Source organism: Streptomyces sp. 7N604, from assembly GCF_052245475.1.
Taxonomy (GTDB): Bacteria; Actinomycetota; Actinomycetes; order Streptomycetales; family Streptomycetaceae; genus Streptomyces.
Window position 1 is genome coordinate 98,009 of sequence record NZ_JBQQBX010000003.1, and the last position, 17,352, is coordinate 115,360.

Annotated in this window: 15 protein-coding genes; 7 read left to right on the top strand and 8 right to left on the bottom strand. The window is 71.0% G+C overall.

What is annotated here, in order from left to right; translation table 11 throughout:
• Positions 1 to 106 precede the first annotated feature (106 nt).
• Together ACTWP8_RS04275 and ACTWP8_RS04280 are read right to left on the bottom strand one after the other, a co-directional pair.
• Positions 107 to 1,690 carry a S8 family peptidase gene (locus tag ACTWP8_RS04275; protein WP_443320801.1) on the bottom strand — a complete coding sequence of 528 codons (1,584 nt, stop codon included), beginning with the start codon at positions 1,688 to 1,690 and terminating at the stop codon, positions 107 to 109.
• 225 nt (positions 1,691 to 1,915) lie between these two features.
• Positions 1,916 to 4,177 (bottom strand): family 2 encapsulin nanocompartment cargo protein terpene cyclase, encoded by a 2,262-nt coding sequence (locus tag ACTWP8_RS04280; RefSeq protein WP_443320802.1) that lies wholly within the window; start codon positions 4,175 to 4,177, stop codon positions 1,916 to 1,918.
• Between the two features lie 378 nt (positions 4,178 to 4,555).
• Between ACTWP8_RS04280 and ACTWP8_RS04285 the strand changes: the two genes are divergently transcribed.
• Both ACTWP8_RS04285 and ACTWP8_RS04290 read left to right on the top strand, forming a co-directional pair.
• Positions 4,556 to 5,389, top strand: a complete 834-nt coding sequence (locus ACTWP8_RS04285; protein WP_443320972.1) for a hypothetical protein — start codon at positions 4,556 to 4,558, stop codon at positions 5,387 to 5,389.
• A gap of 8 nt (positions 5,390 to 5,397) precedes the next feature.
• Complete coding sequence (locus tag ACTWP8_RS04290) at positions 5,398 to 6,105, top strand: class F sortase (RefSeq protein ID WP_443320803.1); 708 nt, start codon at positions 5,398 to 5,400, stop codon at positions 6,103 to 6,105.
• 144 nt (positions 6,106 to 6,249) lie between these two features.
• Here the strand turns inward: ACTWP8_RS04290 and ACTWP8_RS04295 are convergent, their stop codons facing one another.
• Entirely contained in the window at positions 6,250 to 6,807 is a 558-nt protein-coding gene (locus tag ACTWP8_RS04295; RefSeq protein ID WP_443320804.1) for a PadR family transcriptional regulator, read from the bottom strand.
• Between the two features lie 108 nt (positions 6,808 to 6,915).
• Here ACTWP8_RS04295 and ACTWP8_RS04300 point away from each other — a divergent pair, with 108 nt between their 5' ends.
• Together ACTWP8_RS04300 and ACTWP8_RS04305 are read left to right on the top strand one after the other, a co-directional pair.
• Positions 6,916 to 7,347, top strand: a complete 432-nt coding sequence (locus tag ACTWP8_RS04300; protein ID WP_443320805.1) for a nuclear transport factor 2 family protein — start codon at positions 6,916 to 6,918, stop codon at positions 7,345 to 7,347.
• A gap of 76 nt (positions 7,348 to 7,423) precedes the next feature.
• On the top strand, positions 7,424 to 7,780 hold the full coding sequence (locus ACTWP8_RS04305; protein WP_443320806.1) for a DUF2255 family protein: 357 nt from the start codon (positions 7,424 to 7,426) through the stop codon (positions 7,778 to 7,780).
• Positions 7,781 to 7,854: 74 nt separating this feature from the next.
• Here the strand turns inward: ACTWP8_RS04305 and ACTWP8_RS04310 are convergent, their stop codons facing one another.
• From ACTWP8_RS04310 to ACTWP8_RS04325, 4 genes are all read right to left on the bottom strand, one after another.
• The gene (locus tag ACTWP8_RS04310) at positions 7,855 to 8,829 is read right to left on the bottom strand and encodes an acetylxylan esterase (protein WP_443320807.1); all 975 of its coding nucleotides are present in this window, start codon (positions 8,827 to 8,829) and stop codon (positions 7,855 to 7,857) included.
• Positions 8,830 to 9,002: 173 nt separating this feature from the next.
• Positions 9,003 to 10,010 carry an alpha/beta fold hydrolase gene (locus tag ACTWP8_RS04315; RefSeq protein WP_443320808.1) on the bottom strand — a complete coding sequence of 336 codons (1,008 nt, stop codon included), beginning with the start codon at positions 10,008 to 10,010 and terminating at the stop codon, positions 9,003 to 9,005.
• A 504-nt stretch (positions 10,011 to 10,514) separates the two neighbouring features.
• On the bottom strand, positions 10,515 to 10,931 hold the full coding sequence (locus tag ACTWP8_RS04320) for an STAS domain-containing protein (protein WP_443320809.1): 417 nt from the start codon (positions 10,929 to 10,931) through the stop codon (positions 10,515 to 10,517).
• A 208-nt stretch (positions 10,932 to 11,139) separates the two neighbouring features.
• A complete protein-coding gene (locus tag ACTWP8_RS04325) occupies positions 11,140 to 12,915 on the bottom strand; it encodes a ricin-type beta-trefoil lectin domain protein (protein WP_443320810.1) in 1,776 nt (591 codons plus the stop codon).
• Between the two features lie 241 nt (positions 12,916 to 13,156).
• Here ACTWP8_RS04325 and ACTWP8_RS04330 point away from each other — a divergent pair, with 241 nt between their 5' ends.
• Positions 13,157 to 13,669: a GNAT family N-acetyltransferase gene (locus ACTWP8_RS04330; protein WP_443320811.1), complete on the top strand. Its 513-nt coding sequence runs from the start codon at positions 13,157 to 13,159 to the stop codon at positions 13,667 to 13,669.
• Between the two features lie 23 nt (positions 13,670 to 13,692).
• Here the strand turns inward: ACTWP8_RS04330 and ligD are convergent, their stop codons facing one another.
• Positions 13,693 to 14,712: a non-homologous end-joining DNA ligase gene (gene ligD / locus ACTWP8_RS04335; RefSeq protein ID WP_443320812.1), complete on the bottom strand. Its 1,020-nt coding sequence runs from the start codon at positions 14,710 to 14,712 to the stop codon at positions 13,693 to 13,695.
• A gap of 435 nt (positions 14,713 to 15,147) precedes the next feature.
• Between ligD and ACTWP8_RS04340 the strand changes: the two genes are divergently transcribed.
• Positions 15,148 to 15,417: a hypothetical protein gene (locus ACTWP8_RS04340; RefSeq protein ID WP_443320813.1), complete on the top strand. Its 270-nt coding sequence runs from the start codon at positions 15,148 to 15,150 to the stop codon at positions 15,415 to 15,417.
• A gap of 139 nt (positions 15,418 to 15,556) precedes the next feature.
• Positions 15,557 to 17,350, top strand: a complete 1,794-nt coding sequence (locus ACTWP8_RS04345; protein ID WP_443320814.1) for a beta-ketoacyl-[acyl-carrier-protein] synthase family protein — start codon at positions 15,557 to 15,559, stop codon at positions 17,348 to 17,350.
• Positions 17,351 to 17,352: the final 2 nt, after the last annotated feature.

Sequence of the window (17,352 nt, forward strand, 5' to 3'; positions counted from 1 at the left end):
GAACGCGTGGGAGGGGGCAGCCCGCGGCGGCGGGCTGCCCCTGGGGGTGCGTGCATCAGCGACAGGTGATCGGAGTCCGCAGGATCAGAACTCGATCAGAACTCGATCAGAACTGGAGCGACCACGCGTCGATCTTGCCCGTGTCGAGCCTGGCGTTGTCGCTGACCCTGAGCTTCCAGGTGCCGTTGGCGATCTCCGAGGATGCGTTCACCGAGTAGGTGGTGATCAGGTTGTCCGCGCTGCCGCCCGTGCCGTAGCTCTTCAGCCGGTAGGTCGTGCCGTCCGGGGCGATCAAGTCGACCTGCAGGTCACCGATGTAGGTGTGCTTGATGTCGACCGACACGGCGAGCCCTGCTGGCGCGTTGCCGGCGACACCGGTGACCGTGATCGGGGACGCGGTGGTGGCGTAGTCGTAGATCGGGTAGTCGGTGGTGTTCTCGAACCTCGGGCCCGGAGGCTGGGGGCTGCCGCCTCCGACGTTCAGCAGCCGGTTCGGAGAGCCGCTGCCCGGGTTGAGCACAACCCCGGTACTGGCGGCCGCCATCAGGGCACTGGAGACCTGCGCCGGGGTGGCGGACGGGTTGCCGGCCAGATAGAGCGCCGCCGCCCCGGCCACGTGCGGGCTGGCCATCGACGTACCGGAGATGGTGTTGGTGGCGCTGTCGCTGCTGTTCCACGCCGAGGTGATGGAGGAGCCCGGCGCGAAGATGTCGAGCACGCTGCCGTAGTTGGAGAAGCTGGAGCGGTAGTCGGTCCTGGTCGTGGAGCCGACCGTGATGGCTTCCGCCACGCGGGCCGGCGAGGAGTAGGCGGCGTTGGCGCCCTCGTTGCCCGCCGCGACGGCGTACGTGACGCCGGAGGCGATGGAGTTGCGTACGGCGGCGTCGAGCACGGTGTCCACGCCGCCACCGAGGCTCAGGTTGGCCACGGCGGGCTTGACGGCGTTCCGCGTCACCCAGTCGATGCCCGCGACGACTTGGGCGGTGGTGCCGGAGCCCTCGTCGTCGAGCACCCGCACACCGACGATCTTGGCTTTCTTGGCGACGCCGTACGCGTTTCCGGCCACCGTGCCTGCCACGTGCGTCCCGTGGCCGTTGCCGTCCTGGGCGGTGTTGTCGTTGTCGATGGCGTCGTAGCCGTAGCTCGCCCGGCCGCCGAAGTCGGTGTGGCTGATCCGGACGCCGGTGTCGATGACGTACGCCGTGACGCCGCTGCCTGCGGAGTCCGGATAGGTGTAACTGCCGTTCAGCGGAAGGAACTTCTGGTCGATGCGGTCCAGTCCCCAGGACGGCGGGTTGGGCTGGGCGCCCATGGTGGAGAGCCTGCGGTTCTGCACCACCGACTCCACGGCGGGGTCCGCGGCGAACTTCTTGGCCTGCCCATCGGAGACCTCCACGGCGTATCCGTTGAGGGCCGTGCCGTAGGTCTTCTCGATCTTCGCGTCGAAACGCTTCGCCAGGGCCTTGCCCTTGGCCGATTCGGCGTCCACCGCCTCTTCGTCGAGGACGACGATGTAGCTGTCCTTGATTGCTCCGGGGGCTCCGGCGTTGTGGATCCGGCCTTCCGCCTCGCTGCCCGCTGAAGCGGCTGCCGGAAGCGCCGCTCCAGCGCCGAGCACGAGTGCGGTCGCGACCGCGACCGCCGTGGCGGTTCCTGTGAGCCTTCGCCGTGAATGACGCATCACTGCCATGTGAGGGTCCTCCTCATCGGTGATGTGCATGTGGGGGGTGACCGGGTCGGCCGCCGCGGAGCGGCGGCCGGATCCGGGCACGGCGGTGCCACGCAGGTGAAGGGGGGGTGATGGCGTACGAGGCAGCCGTCAGCGCCAGGTTGACGTACCGGCAGAAAACACGCAAGAGTCCGTCAAAGTTGTCATATGAGCGACAAAATCCCCCGAGAGAACCTCGGTTGACGGTCAGGACGACAGCAGCGGGATCCGTACGGCCGAGGTTCCCAGGCCGGTCGGGCCGCCGAGCTGCGCCGGCGTTCCCGTGCGACGGCGCAGGTCGGCCTCCGCGTACCGGTGGCAGCCCTGGTGCCAGGTCAGGATCCCGGGAAGCCAGTTGCGCAGCTCCTCCACGTACCCGTCCAGGATCTTCCGGGCCTCGGCGCTCAGCTTGAAGTCGTCGTACAGGACCGGCAGTTCGTTGGCCGCCACATGCTGGAACTGGCGCATGCGGGAAGTCATCAGGTCGCCCACGATCGCGACGGCGGCCGGGTAGTCGCAGTCGAAGAAGTTCTGGACGACGAGGACCCCGTTGTGGACCTCGCCCTCGAACTCGATCTCCTTCTGGTAGGAGAACGTGTCGTTCATCAGGGCCGCGTAGTCGGCTGCGGCGTTCTCCAGGGACCGCATCGGCCCGCTGTCGTAGATCTCCGGCGGGACTTGCTGCCCGTGCGCGAGACGGCACAGGCTCATCGTGAGGTCGGAGCCGAAGGTCCTGCGGCGCATCTCGATGTAGTCGACCGGGTCGGGGATGCGGTTCTGGGCCTGGTTGGCGAGTTCCCACAGCCAGCTGGAGGTCATGTCCTCGATGGCGGTACGGAACTTCTGACGTGCGCTCACCTCCATCGGACCCGCCGTACGGGACCACAGGTCGGCCAGAGCGCGCTCCAGGGCGTTCGCGGGAACGGGCGTGGCGGAGGAGTCGACCGGCATGAAGGCGGAGAGCCGGTCGTTCGCCGCCTTGGCACCCGCCAGGTCCCGGGTCCGGCCGAAGACGGCGGGGTAGTAGTCGTCCCCGTACGTGCCCCAGGTCAGCCACTGCGACGTCAGGTCGAGTCCGCCAGGGGTCGCGTCGGGGTCGATCCCCGCGGCGCAGAGCGGGAAGTCGAAGCCGGCGAGCCGGTCCTCGCTCCAGATGCCGGAGCCGGGGATGCCGGGCTGCTCTTCGAGCATCCCCATCCGGTGCGCCCACTCGAGGGTATGGCGCCGCGAGGTCTCCAGGTGCGGGCTGAGCCGGGTGGTGAACGGCATGAAGAAGTCCGGAAGTCGGGAGGGGCCGACCCGCTGGTACGGGATGTGGGTGAACCTCCGGACACGCCTGGCGCCGCTCCGCCCGGCTCCGGCCCGCGCTGCGACCTGCCGGATGTCCGCCGCGGCGGTTCCGAGCCCGGTGGGCATCGGGGAAAAGCACGGTGCGGACGCGGGCGAGGAGGACGAGCACCCGGACGAGGAGGAGGTGGCTCCGCCGTTCATGTAGCGGCTGGAGCGCATGTGCCACTCGTGGCCGCCCGACTGCCAGTCCTGCAGGCCCTTGACGTACGCCAGGACGTCCGCGCAGGACTTCGGGTCCAGGCCCTTCTCGGCGAAGAGCGGGCCGAGTTCGGTGAGCGTGGTGTCCTCGAACTGCTGGAGCCGTGAGGTGAGCAGGTAGCCCACCGCGTCTGCCGCCTGCTGGGTCGTGCAGCCCAGGAAGGTCTCCACGACCAGGACTCCGTTGGCGAGTTCACCCTCCTCCTCGGTCTCCCGCTGGTAGGAGAACAAGTCGTTGCGCAGGTGCACCCCGTCCGAGAAGGCGTCCCGGAGCACCCGCAGCGGCCGGGATGCGGCAACCGCCGCTGGGACCTCGGCCCCCACCGCGTACTCGACGAGGCCGGCCGACCAGGGCGCGCCGCCGACCTTGCGGCGCATCTCGATGTACTCCACCGGGTTGGGGATCCGGTGCGCGTTGATGTTGGAGAGTTCCCAGAGGGATTCGTTGAGAAGATTCCGGGTGCTCTCGGCGAACCGGGCCCGCCACTGGGCGGACATGGCGGGCACGGTCCTGGCCCACAGGTCCGCCAGGCCCGCCTCGACCGGGTTGGTCGGTTCCGGGGTCCCGTCGGCCAGGTCCATGGGCATGAAGGCGGGCAGCCTGTCCAGGTACGCCTTCCCGCCCTCCCGGTCCTGAGAGCGCTTGAAGGTCTCCAGGAAGTGGTCGTCGAAGAAGAAGACCCACACGTACCAGTCGGTCACCAGCGAGAGGTCCGGACCCGACGCATCGGGGTGGGTGTACGCGCACAGCAGCGCGTAGTCATGGGAGTCGAGGTCGTGCTCGTCCCAGATGCCCGAGCCCTCGAGCATCCCCATGCCGCGGGCCCACTCCTTGGAATGGGCCCGCGCCTGTTCCAGGTGGGGATTGAGTCGTGCCGGATACGGCATGTAGAAGTCAGGCAGTTCGAAGGGCTGTGTCACAGTGCCCGGCCTTTCCTCAGAAGGTCGTCTCCGCGTCGGCTCAGCACTACCCAGGCCCTATCTGGCTATCCGGCAGCCACAACAGTCATATGAACGCCACCAGGGCGTATGGCGGGTCGGCGGCCCGCAGGCGCTCGTTTGGGCGCGGTCCGCGCCAAGCCGACGCCGTACGCGCGACGTCGCCGACGAAAAATCGATTGCCGATCCGACCAATCCGCTCCCGGGGTGGCTCCGAATGCCGGATGACAACGCCGTTCGCCCGGACGGTCGTTGGGAGCTCCGGCTCCCGTTCGGCCCCGGGAACGCGCGGCGACCGGAGAACGGAAACCGCTCTGCGGCCCCGCTGACGCACGGGCCGTACGGAAGGGGATGCTCGACGTGATAGCCAGGAACTCCGCACGACTGGCGGCGCTCGCCGCACTGCCCGCCATCCTCACCTTCGCGGCGGCCGCCCCGTCGCTCGCCGACGACCACATCGAGTCGCATCAGATCGACCTGAAACCGCTGAACGACTCGGGTGCCACCGGGACGGTGTGGCTGAGCCTCGAAGGCCAGGAAATGACCGTCAAGGTCGAGGCCGAGGGACTCGTCCCCGGCCAGCCCCACGCGCAGCACCTCCACGGCTCGACCGACGGTCACGACTTCCAGTGCCCGGACGAGAGCGCCGACAAGGACGGCGACGGGATCATCAACAACACCGAAGCCACGGTGCACTACGGCGACATCAACATCTCGCTCACCACCGATGGCGACACCAGCGCGGACAAGAGCGGGCTCGCCGTCGACCGCATGCCCAAGGCGGACGCCGAGGGCAAGCTCTCGTACGAGCGCACCATCCCCGTGTCGCAGGACGTGGTCGACCAGATCAAGGACCTGCACGTGGTGCAGCACGGTATCGACCCGAACGGCAACAAGCAGTACGACTTCGAAGGCGCGGGGAAGAGCGAACTCGACCCCAAGCTCCCCCAGGAGGCCACCGCCCCGGCCAACTGCGGCATCGTCGAGGGCGCGGCCATCGGCTCGGTTCCGGTCGGCGGTGTCGAGACCGGCACCCAGGCAGCGGCTGAGAGCACGCTGGGGACGCCCTCCGTGGTCGCGATGGGCGGCGGCCTCGCGCTGATCGGGGTGGCCGGTGTGCTGACAGCGGCACGGCAGCGGAACGCCAGGCTCCGTAAGGCGGTCGCCGGGCGGTCCGAGGGGAGCGGTGCATGAGCCCGCGCATGAGCGGAGCGAGGACCCCCTCCCGCCGTGCCGTCCGTCGTGGCGCCGGTACGGTCCTCGCCCTGACCGCCGCGGCCCTTCTGGTCTCCGGGTGCGCGCAGCAGGAACAGGCTCCGCCGCGCGCGGTCCCGCCCCCGCCGGCCCCGGCTCAGGGCGCCGCCGACGACACCGGGGCGAAGGGAGGCGGCGCCCAGGAGGGCGAGTCCGGGGCTGAGCAGGAGGCCGGAGGGCAGCAGAAGGCCCAGGCCATGCCGTCGTCGCCGCCGGAGCGGATCTCCATCCCCTCGATCAAGGTCTCCTCGTCCCTGGTGAAGCTGGGCCGCGGCGAGGGCGGCGCGATGGAGACACCGGCCGAGCCGGCCAAGGCGGGCTGGTACGCGCCCGGTCCCACACCGGGCGCCGTCGGACCGTCGGTCGTCGCCGGGCACGTCACCTGGAACGGCGAGAAGGCGGTGTTCTTCCGCCTCTCCACGCTCAAGGCCGGGGACAAGGTCGACGTGACCCGGCGGGACGGCCGTACCGCGGAGTTCACCGTCGACCGGGTCGAGCAGTACAGCAAGGACCGCTTCCCCACCACGAAGGTGTACGGCAACGTCGACCACGCGGGACTGCGCCTGATCACCTGCGGCGGCACCTTCTCCGAGTCCGACCACCGCTACGCCGACAACGTCGTCGTCTACGCCTCCCTGACGGGCAGTCGCGGGTGACGGCACGGGTCCGGCTCCTCGCCGATCGATGCGGCGAGGGGCCGGGGGCCCGACAGACGGGGCCGGTGCGGGTGGGTGGGGGCCGGTGAGCTGCAGGGACCGGCGAGTTTCAGAGGCCGGTGAGTTTCAGGAGCTCGGTGCGGGTCAGGGGCCCGTTCGGTCGCGCAGGATGCCCGCGGTCCTCAGGCACCAGTCGCGGTTGCCCCGCTCGAACTCCCGCCCGCGCAGACAGGTCAGGTACGGGCCGACCCGTGCGCCGCGCCGCAGGTAGGTCTCCTCGTCCAGGTCGCCGCGCAGCCGGTGCAGCAGCTTGTCGAAGACCTCGATCTTGGCCTCCGCGGCCTTCGCGCGCTCCTCGAGCTGGGCGATGACCGGCTCGGCGCCGATCAGGTCGACGGCCTGGACCTTGACCAGGAGGTCGTCCCGGATGAACGACGGCTTGGCCGCGGCGGCCGCGAAGCGCTCGAGTTCGGCGATCCCCTCGTCCGTGACGGTGAACAGGCGCTTGTTCGGCCGCGTCTCCTGAACGACCTGCCGTCCCCTGACGAGTCCGGTCCTCTCCAGCTTGGTGAGTTCGAGGTAGAGCTGCTGCGGCAGGGCGTGCCAGAAGTTGGCGACGCCGATGTCGAACGCCTTGGCCAGCTGGTAGCCGCTGTACTCGCCGTCCAGCAGCGCGGCCAGGACCGCGTGGCGCAGAGCCATCCTCCCGGCTCCTCCCTCTCCGGATTCCCCTCTTCAGGGGGCTGGTGTGCGGTCCTCATCATAGTCAAGAATGTGAGTAGTCATGTTGATGAGCACGAGGGAGGGCGTATGTCGACAGCGGAGCGTTTTCGCAAGGCCGTGGAGGAGCGCGATCTGGCCGCGCTGGAAGGGCTTTTCACACCGGACATCCGGTTCTTCAGCCCGGTGAAGTTCACCCCGTTCGAGGGCCGGCCCATGGTGCTGGGACTCTTCGGCGTGCTGCTGCGCACGTTCGAGGACTTCCGGTACGTCGGCCGGTTCGAGGGCGTGGCCGAGACGACCACCGACGGTGAGGAGACCGACGCGCACACCCTGGTCTTCAGGGCGACCGTGGACGGCAAGGAGATCCACGGGATCGATCTGCTGCAGTTCGACGACGAGGGCCTGATCAAGGAGTTCACGGTGATGGTCCGCCCCAAGTCCGCGGTGGAAGCGCTCGGCGATGCGGTGCTCGCGGGGCTGGTCGCCGACGGCCTGGTCCCGGCGGCAGCCGGTCACTGAGCCCGGCCTACTGAGCGACCGAGCCGCTGGGCCCGTCCCGCGTGCGGCACCACCGGCCCGGTGCCATGGTGGTCGCATGGACGTGACCCAGCTCGATCAGGTGAAAGAGATCGCGATGCGGACACGGCGCAGAGACGGCTCCTGGTCGAGCCGTCCCATCTGGGTGGTCGTCGTGGACCGGAGGGCGTACGTGCGCTCGTACCGCGGCGGCGAAGGTGACTGGTACAGGCGCGCCCGGGCGGACGGCAGCGGCGAGATCCAGGTCGGCGACGAGGTCGTGCCCGTGCGGCTGGAATCCGTTCACGACGATGCCCTCAACCAGCGCGTCTCGGAGGCGTACCGCGACAAGTACGCGGCGGACTCCCCGGGGCCGACCGAAAGCATGGTCGGCGGCGAGGCGCTGGCCACCACGATGCGGTTGACGCCGGCGTAGCGCGAGCCCGGGCCCGTAACCCTGGGCCGTTACGCGTACTCGCCTACACGTACGCCCTACCCGTACGCCCGTCTCTAGCGCTCCGCCAACCGCTGTGGCAACCACCGCAGTTGGGCCTCCTCGTGGAACGGCCCGCCGCCCTCGTGGTCGTTGAAGGAGTAGACCTCGATGCGCTTGTCGTCGCCCGCGTAGGCGTTGAAGGCGGCGAACACGGTGGAGGGCGGGCAGGTCTGGTCCTCCAGGGCGGTGGAGAAGAGTGCGGGGGCCCGGCCCCTGGCGGCGAAGTGGACTCCGTCGAAGTAGGAGAGCGTACGGAAGACCTGCGCGTCGCGGCCGCGGTGCGTCTTGAGGAAGCTGCCGATCTCCCGGTACGGAAGCCGGTCGGTGAGCGTCGCGGCCCGTTCGAAGTGGCACAGGAACGGCACATCGGGTGCGATCGCGGCCAGGTCCGGTACGAGTGCGCCCACGGCGAGGGTGATGCCGCCGCCCTGGCTCATACCGGTGGCCGCCGTGCGCGCCGCGTCCGCGAGCGGGTGGGAGCGGGCAGCCTCGACCGCACGCACCGCGTCGGTGATCAGACGGCGGTAGTAGTAGCCGTGCGGGTCCTCGATACCGCGGGTCATGAAACCCGGGAAGGCGGGACCGCCGCCGACCGGGTCCGCGGTGTCTCCGCCGCTCCAGCCGCTGCCCTGGCCCCGGGTGTCCATCACGAAGTGCGCGAAGCCCGCGGAAGACCACAGGAGGTGGGTGTGCGGAAGCCCGCGCCCGCCGCCGTAGGAGAGGAACTCGACCACGAGCGGCAGCGGTTCGCGCGCCCCGGCCGGGTGAAGGAACCAGCCCTTGATGGGGTGGCCCCCGAAACCGGCGAACGTGACGTCGTACACCTCCACCGCGGTGAGCGGGGTGCGGACGGGTTCGAACCGGGCGCCCTGCTCGTGGCTGCGGGCCTCGGCGAGCGTCTTCTCCCAGAACAGGTCGAAGTCCTCGGGCTCTGACAGCTGCGGCCGGTAGCCGCGCAGTGCGTCGAGCGGAAGGTCGAAGAGGGCCATGCGCACCCTTTCCCTCTCGGCGGGACAACACGGGAGAACGAGATCGGCCTCCGAGCTTCTCACGGAGGCGGAGATGCAGGGAGACGACCTGAGGACCCGGGCTCCATACGGCCGTACGGAGCCCGGGTTCCCGGGTTTCTCACCTCGCCCTGCGGCTCGGCTCCTTGTCCTGCCTACTGCTGGGCCTCGGTGTCCGGCTTGGCCTCGGCGCCTTCGGTGTCCGGCTTGGCCTCGGCGCCTTCGGTGTCCGGCTTGGCCTCGGCGCCTTCGGTGTCCGGCTTGGCCTCGGCGCTGTCGCTGTTCTGCTTGGCCTGGGTGCCTTCGGTGTCCGGCTTGGCCTCGGTGGCGTCGGCGGCCTTCTCGATCAGCCTGCTGACGTCCTCGGGGTGGCTGATCATGGGGACGTGCGAGGAGTCGATCTCGACGGTTTCCGATCCGGCGCGCTTGGCCATGAACCGCTCCAGGTCGGGCGCGATGATCTGGTCCTGCTTGGGGACGAGATACCAGGAGGGGATCTTCTTCCAGGCCGCTGCCTGGGCCTCCTCCATGTACGCGGCGCCATTGATCGGGCGCTGGACAGCGGCCATCACGTTGGTGATGTCCTCCGGCACGTCGGCCGCGAACCTCTCGTGGAACTTGGCGGGGTCGAGGTAGGCGTCGATGCCCTTGGTGCCGTCGGCCGCGGTGAAGGGAACCTGCAGCAGGGGCAGCGGCGGGAGCGGGTTCGGGATCTTCCGTGCGAAGAGCTCGGAGGCACTCTCACCCATCTCGGGGGCCAGACCCGCGATGTAGACGAGGGCCTTCACATCGGGATCGTTCGCCGCGGCCTGGGTGATCACCTCACCGCCGTAGGAGTGGCCCGCCAGGACGATGGGGCCTTCGATGCTCTCAAGGAAGTCGGCGAGGTAGCTGGCGTCGCTCTGCAGCCCGCGCAGCGGGTTGGCCGGTGCCTTGACCGTATATCCCCAGCTCTGCAGCTGTTTGATGACGGCGCCCCAGCTGGAGCCGTCGGCGAAGGAGCCGTGCACGAGCACGATGGTGGGCTTGACGGGTTCTTCGTGGGGGGAGGCCGAGTCGATCGGTTCGGCCGAGGCGAGCGGGGTGAGGAGCATGGCGAGGCTCATGCCCGCGCCCGCGGTGCTCAGGGCGACGGCACGCAGCGGTAGGCGCCGGATTTTCATGGATTTCCTCCAGGAGGCAGCTCGAAGTGACGTCGGGCCTACGAGGGCAGGGGGGAACACGACGCGAGCCGCTTGCCGGGGAGTTCGCGGGAGGACACGCCGAAACACCCTTGCCAGGGCGGGTGTTGATGTCCTCGTGAGGTTCCCGGCGCTTCGCGACAGGGTGTTCGTGTTCGATGCACGGTCGGGGGGATCCGGCGCGCAATGCTGTCCTACGCGGCCCGGTGACGGGAGCCGGTCACCTGCCGACGGGGCGGGGTACCGGCCTGCTCAGATTCTGCATTCCTGCGTGCGGGCCTGCCTGGGCGCCTTCCTGCCCTCTGGGGCCGGACGGCCCACAGCGTCGGGCGCGGCCACGGGCGCGCCCGGAGCCGTAAGTCGGCCGAGTCGTCCGCGCGGTCAGCGGCCCGCGTGCCGGTGCCGCCGCCGCTCGTAATGCACACTTTCGTGCGGCGGAGCCCTAAGGCCGCACGCCGGAGGCCGAGGCGGAAGCGTGATGCCCCGTCAGGCCAGAGCGGCCCGGGGGTCCCCCGCGGGATGCGGGACGCCGCTCACCCGGGCAGCCGGGTCCGGCCGGGCGTGACCGCGCCCGTGCCGGTCCGGGGGCTCCCGGAAGAGGCTGGCGGTGCCGGTGTCCTTCAGCAGCTTCGTCACCTGGCGGCCGAGGCCGGACAGGTGGAAGGGGATGCCGGCGGCGTCGGCGGACCTGCGCGCACCGATCAGCACGTTGAGTCCCGCGCAGTCACAGAAAGCGACGCCGCTGAGGTCCACGGTGAGGCTGGTCAGGGGAGCCTGCAGACAGTGGGCGAGGGCGAGGCGCAGCCTCGGGGCGGTGTCGATGTCCAGTTCGCCGGTCACCGAGATCACCGCGGCCTGACCGGCCATGTCGGTGCGTACCTCGAACGGGTCGGGGAGCTGCATGTCTCCACCTCCGAAATACCGCGTCCTAGGACGATTGACTCCCTTGGTGACCGGTCGACTGCTACCTGCACACTTCGGGCACCGCACCCTTTTGGGGCGAGCATGACTGATCGTCCATCCGTGGCATTTCGCCTGTCAACCGCGAAAGTGTTTTCGCCTGAGGAGGGGCCGTTCCGGCTCCCCCGCAGATCCCCGGCCGACCCCCGGATCACCGCGCCGTTGCGGGATCCGCGGTCCAGCGCTGATCGCTCCGGCCGACGGCCGGGTCCAGGTCGAGATCGCTGCCTGGGTAGCCCGCCTCGGGCGTGAGGGCGAAGTCCGGCGCGATCCGGGGCCGTATGGTGCCCGTGCGGCCGATGATGAAGAGCAGGTTCATGCCGTTCTCGCCCTCGACCGAGGAACAGGTCCAGATGCCGACACCCCGGTCGGTGTCGCCCCGGGAATCCAGGCAGTAGTCCGGGTCGGCGTACGACTGCACGACGCCGATCGGGTCCACGCGCCACAGCTGGGTCGGGGTCCCCGTGCACGGGGCCGTGATGACGTCCGTGCGGTTCTCCAGCTCTCCGTACTCGATGTCCAGGCACAGGCCGGAACTCGCGTTGACGACCGGGGCGAAGTCATCGCCCGGGAGGCGAGGGGGCGGCGGGGCCTGGGCGGTCTTCGAGGGGCTGGGGGTGCGGCTGGGGGCTCTGGTCGTCTTGGTGGGCTTCGGCGAGGGCGAGGGGGTGGGCTTCTTCTCGGGCGGCGGCTTGCTGGTGGAGCTCGCGGTGGGGGGCGGAGCGGGTGCGGAGGTGCTGGGGGTGGGCGTGACCGGCGGCGCCGAGGTCGTCTCCGTGCTCCCGGCAGTCGGATCGCCGTCGCCGGAGACGGGCGTGAGCAGGGCGGCGCCGACGGCGGCGGTCGCCGCGGCGGCCACCGCGACGAGTACGAAGGGCCGGGAGGTCCACCACTCACGGCCCCCCGTGCCGTCGTCGGGCTCCGGCCTGCCGGCGGACGCGGACATGCCGGCGAGCGTGTCAGCGGTCGCGGCGGCGGGCTCGGCCGCGGAGCCCGGCGTGGCGGAGCCGGGCGTGGCGGGGTCTGCGCCCGCGGCGGGCGGGCGGTCCGCATGCACCGTCTCCGGGTCGGGAAGGCCGGGGACCGGGCCCGCGGTGATGTAGGCGGCTCCGGCCCACCCGAGCAGCCCTTCGGCCAGGACGGTCCGCGGTTGCTCCGCCATCCGGACCATGTCGTCGAGGACCCGGGTGCAGGAGGGGCACTCGGCCAGGTGCCGGGTCAGGTCCTCGCTGTGCCGCCGGTCCTCCGGCCGTACCGCGGCCTCGATGATGCGGCGAAACCCCTGGCACTTCCGGTCGCCGCTGCGCTTGAGGTACGTCTGCAGATAGGCCTGCTGCATGGCCTCCTGCGCCCGTTCCTTCGCCTCGGCGACGGAATCCGGGGGGATGCCGAGGTAGATCGCGGTTTCCGTGTCCGGCTCGTCCTCCACCACCCCGTACCAGAGGGCACCCCGGGTACGCTCCGGCAGCCCGTAGAAGGCGGCGAGCATGGCGGAGGTGTCTTCGAGCCGCAGGCTCCGCGGCTCCGGCCGGTCGGGCGAGGACTCGGCGTTCTCGTCGATCCAGTCGGCGAAGCCGGTTTCGAGCCGGACGCGCCGGCTGCCTCCGGCCCAGCCGACGGCCACCCGCTGGACCAGCATCAGCAGGTGGTGCCGCCAGGTGCCCTTCGGGTCGATGCCCCGGCACGCCTCCTGCGCGGCGCGGCCGAAGGCCTGCGCGGCGAGCTGGTTGCCGGCGACCTGGTTGGCGCCGCACAACCGCGCGTAGGAGAGGACCGCGGGCAGGTGGCGGCGGCGGAGTTCCTGGGTCGCCGGGTAGGCCGACGGGGCTCCGGCGCGGATCCGCTCGGTGAGGTCGGCGTCGGACACGGTGGCATAGCCGCGGGGGTCGGTCGTGGGGCTCTGATCGGTCTTGTGGAGCTCAGGCACCCTCTCGACTCCCCTGACGCACTCGGCTCGCTGGTCTCCTACGGCCTGCCCGAAGCGCCGGGCAGGGGGCATCCACATGACCGGCGTGCAACGGAGGAGCCCATAGTGGTGGGAGTGACGGCGGATGGGAAAGGGGTTTCCCGCGGTAAGTGCAGGAAATGCGGGGCGAGATGGGCCGCGGGACCCCGTGCGCCGCCCGACGTCCGGAAAATCACTTTGCCGGTGTGGGGAGAAGGCCGGTGTGAACAGACCGCCCCCACTCTGCTCCACCGACGCCGCCTGGGCCATCGGCCCGGTCCCCGTCGACCACCCGGACGCCGTCGCCGTACTGCGGCTGTACACCGCGGAGATGGCGGGCCGCTACTACGGGCGGACCGCGACCGAGCAGGAGATCGACGACGCGCTCGCCGAGGATCCGAGCACCGACCTGGTCCCGCCCACCGGGGTGTTCCTCCTCGCGCGCGACCGGCAGGGCGTCGCCGGCGCCGTCGGCCTGCGCCGGCTGGCACCGCGGATCACCGAGCTCACCCGCCTGTTCGTGCACCCCCGCCAGCGGCGCGGTGGCGGCGGAGCGCGCCTGCTCGCGGCAGCCGAGCGGGCGGCCCGGGAGCTGCGAGCCACGACCATGCGGCTGGAGACGCGCAGCGACCTCGTCGAGGCCAGGAACCTCTACGCCCGGCAGGGCTATACGGAGATCCCGCCCTACAACAACGCCCCTTACGCGGAGCACTGGTTCGAGAAGCACCTCGGCTGAGGCACCTGCGGACGGCCGCGGCCTCAGCGGCTCCCGACCGGGCGTTCCCGCACCACCTCCCGGGCGGGCTTGTCGTCACGCAGGCCCTCGAAGCGCGGGTGGCGCAGCTTGCCGTCCCCGGTCCACTCGGTGAAGGCGATCTCGGCGACGAGTTCGGGCCTGACCCAGTGCGCGCCCCGCTCGCGGATCCTGCCTCCGGCGAAGGGCTGCCGGTCACAGGCCAGTTCATCGAGGCGCTCGCGCAGCGTCGTGAGCGTTCGGCGGTCGTAGCCGGTCCCCACCTTGCCCGCGTACCGCAGCCGGTCGCCCTCGTAGTAGCCCACGAGCAGCGCCCCGAACCCGGTCCTGCTGCCCGCCGGTTCCGTGAAGCCGCCGATCACCATCTCCTGCCGCTGCGCGCACTTGAACTTCAGCCAGTCGCGCGAGCGCCTGGCCGCGTACGTACTGTCCGCGCGCTTGGCGATCAGGCCTTCCCAGCCCCACCCGCACGCCTGGCGCAGGTAGGCCTCCCCTTCCGCGTTGCGATGGGCGGTGAACCGCAGCGGTGAAGAGAAGGTGAGGGAGCGGCGCAGAAGTGCCTTGCGGGTGCGCAAAGGCAGCCGCGTCAGGTCGTAGCCGTCGAGCCACAACAGGTCGAAGACGTAGTAGCGGACCGCGACACCTGTAGCCCTGGCGGCTCTGGGGTTCTCGATGCCCATGCGCTGCTGCAGCCGGGCGAAGCTCGTACGGCTGCCCTCGAAGGCGACCACCTCGCCGTCCACGACGAAGCCGGTGTTCCGCTGCCGCGCCAGCGCCTCAGCTACCTCCGGGTAGGTGCCGGAGAGCGGAAGGCCGCTTCTGGAGGACAGGGCCGCTCCCTCAGGATCCCGTACGGCGAGGCACCGCTGACCGTCGAGCTTGCGCTCGAACAGCCACCCCGGGTCGGAGAAGTAGTCGCTGGTCAGGGTGGCCAGCATGGGGCGCACTTCACGGGGGTCCGGGCGCGGGGCGCCCCGGAGCAGCCTCCGCTCCTCGGCGGGCAGGTCGTCCAGTGGACCGGTCACGCTGCGCAGCCGCCCTTCTCTCTCGACTCGGCAGGCGAGGTGTGCGGTACGGGTTCCCTGGCAGAAGCAGGCGATTCCCCGCTGGAGGTTGTCATGGGCGTGCGCAGCCGGCTCGAGAGCTGGCCGGCCTACCGGCAGCTCACGGGAGCCGGCCCGCTGGGCGTGGCGACGTATACGGCGGTGCTGGCGGCGGACACGGCCGTCCCCGCCTGGCACGAGGCGCAGCCGGTCTCGCGTCCGCTCGGGACCCCAAGTGCACGGTGCTTCCGCAGCGGGAACGGTCGGAGCGGGATCGCTCGGAGCGGGAGCGGCGGAGCGGGAGCGGTCGGAGCGGGAGCGGCGGCGCGATGCGGGCTGAACGGCCGCTGCGCCGATCCGGTGACCTTCGGCCGCGCCCTGTGCTGCCACGGATCACGGCGGCGCGAGGATCGTCCGATGAACCCTCCATCCGGCCACCCGGCACCCCATCTCGACCCCGGCGAGGCGAACAAGGGCCAGGACCAGGAAGCGGAGCGCGCCGCGAACGAGTGGCGCGGCCAGCGGCGGGCGGCTCGCAGGGTGGTCGCCGGGTACGCGCAGAGCCCGGAGGATCTGGCCCTCCTGCTCGAGGCCCTGGAGCTGCACCCGGACACCGACGGCCCGGCGCGCGGAACCAGACGCGCGGACGGAACAGGCAGTACGGGCGGAACACCCGACACTGAGTGAATCCGGACACATTGGCGCTTTATTGCCGTTGATTGGGATCTGCGTCACTTACCGGCACCGCAGGGCGAATTTACGGTGCGGGGCATATCGCCCTTTACCGATCCGTCGTCATGCGCGCGGAGGCCGAGAGGACAGTAACGTGACGGAACAGCCCAACACGCCCTGGATATCCGAGAACTCCCATTCCTGCACCTGCGGTGAGCTGGTGCCCGGTGACGTGCTCGTGGTCGAGCGCACCAAGCGGTTCGCCGTACTGGACGCCGCCCCCGAGGACCAGGAGAACGTGCGGCTGACGCTGCGGGCGCTCCACGGCGGCCCGGACTTCCACGCGGTGCACCCGCGCTCCGGGATGGTCGAGGTGGCGGGCGAGCGGGTGGATCCGCAGGCGATCCCGCTGGTCGTCCCGACGGGGCCCGGCGCGGACTTCCGTGACGGGGACCGCATGACGGTGCTGCGCTCCGCCCAGCCGGAGCGTGAGGAACGTCACTACGTGCGGCGCGAAGGCGCTTGGCAGCTCGAGGGCGGTCAGGGCCAGGGCGAGGGCCGCGGCGCGGGCGGCGGCGCGGGCGGCGGCGCGGGCGCACCCATGCCGGACGACGAGATGCGGGCGCTGATGGCACTCGACCCGCGGGCCATCGTCTGCCGGCTCGACCCGGTGCCGCGCCCCGGGCGCGGTGGGCGGCGCGTGGTCGTCACGGGTGTGGGCGCCATCACACCGCTCGGCGGCGATGCGGCTGCCACCTGGCAGGGCCTCCTCGAGGGCCGGAGCGGTGTCCGGCGGCTCGACGGCGAGGAGTTCGAAGGGCTGGGTGTACGGATAGCCGCGCCCTCCGCCGTGGATCCGGCGGAGCAGCTGCCGCGGGCCCGGGCCCGTACGATGAGCCGCTGCGCCCAGTTCGCGGTGCTGGCCGCCCGGGAGGCGTGGGCCGACGCCGGGTTCGACCAGGCGGAAGTGGCCGAGGGCACACTGGACGCCCAGCGCGTCGGCGTCTCGATCGGCACCATCATCGGCGGCGCTCCGGTCCTGGTCGACGCCGACCGCACCCTGAAGGAGCGTGGCGAGCGCCACGTCTCGCCGCACACGGCGCCGATGATCGTGCCCAGCGGCCCCGCCGCGCAGGTGGCCATCGACATGGGGGCGCGCGCCGAGGCCCGTACGGTCGTGAGCGCCTGCGCCTCGGGGACCGAGGCGATCGGTCAGGCCATCGACCGGATCCGGGACGGGCACACCGATGTCATGGTCGCGGGCGGCACGGAAGCGGTCATCATCCCGGCCATCATGGCGTCCTTCACCGCGATGCGCGCCCTGTCACCGGGGGCGGAGGGGCCGGAGAAGGCGTCGCGGCCGTTCGACAGGGCACGGGACGGCTTCGTGGTCGGCGAGGGTGCGGGGCTGCTGATCCTGGAGTCCGAGGAGCACGCACGCGCGCGTGGCGCGCGGATCTACTGCGAGGCGGCGGGCTGGGGCGTTTCGGCCGATGCCTTCCACATGGCCGCGCCGCGCCCCGACGGTGCCGGGGTGGTCGACGCGCTGCACAAGGCGCTGGTCGACGCCGGGGCCAGGCCGGACGAGGTGATGCACGTCAACGCCCATGCCACCGCGACCGGCAGCGGCGACGCCGCAGAGGCGGAGGCGCTGCGGACCGTCTTCGGTGACGACGCGGAGCTGCCGGTCACGGCGCCGAAGGGCGCGCTGGGGCATCTGCAGGGCGCGGCGGGCGGTGTGGAGGCCGTGGCCGCGGTGCTGACGCTGCATCACGGGGTGGTACCGCCCACCGTGGGGTGCGAGGAGCCGGACGAGGGCCTGGGGCTCGACGTGGTCACCGGGGCTCCGCGCCCGCTGCCGGAGTCGGGTGACCTCGCCCTGAGCAACTCCTTCGGATTCGGCGGGCACAACGCCGTACTGGCGCTCAGGCGCGTCCGGGCGGCCTGACG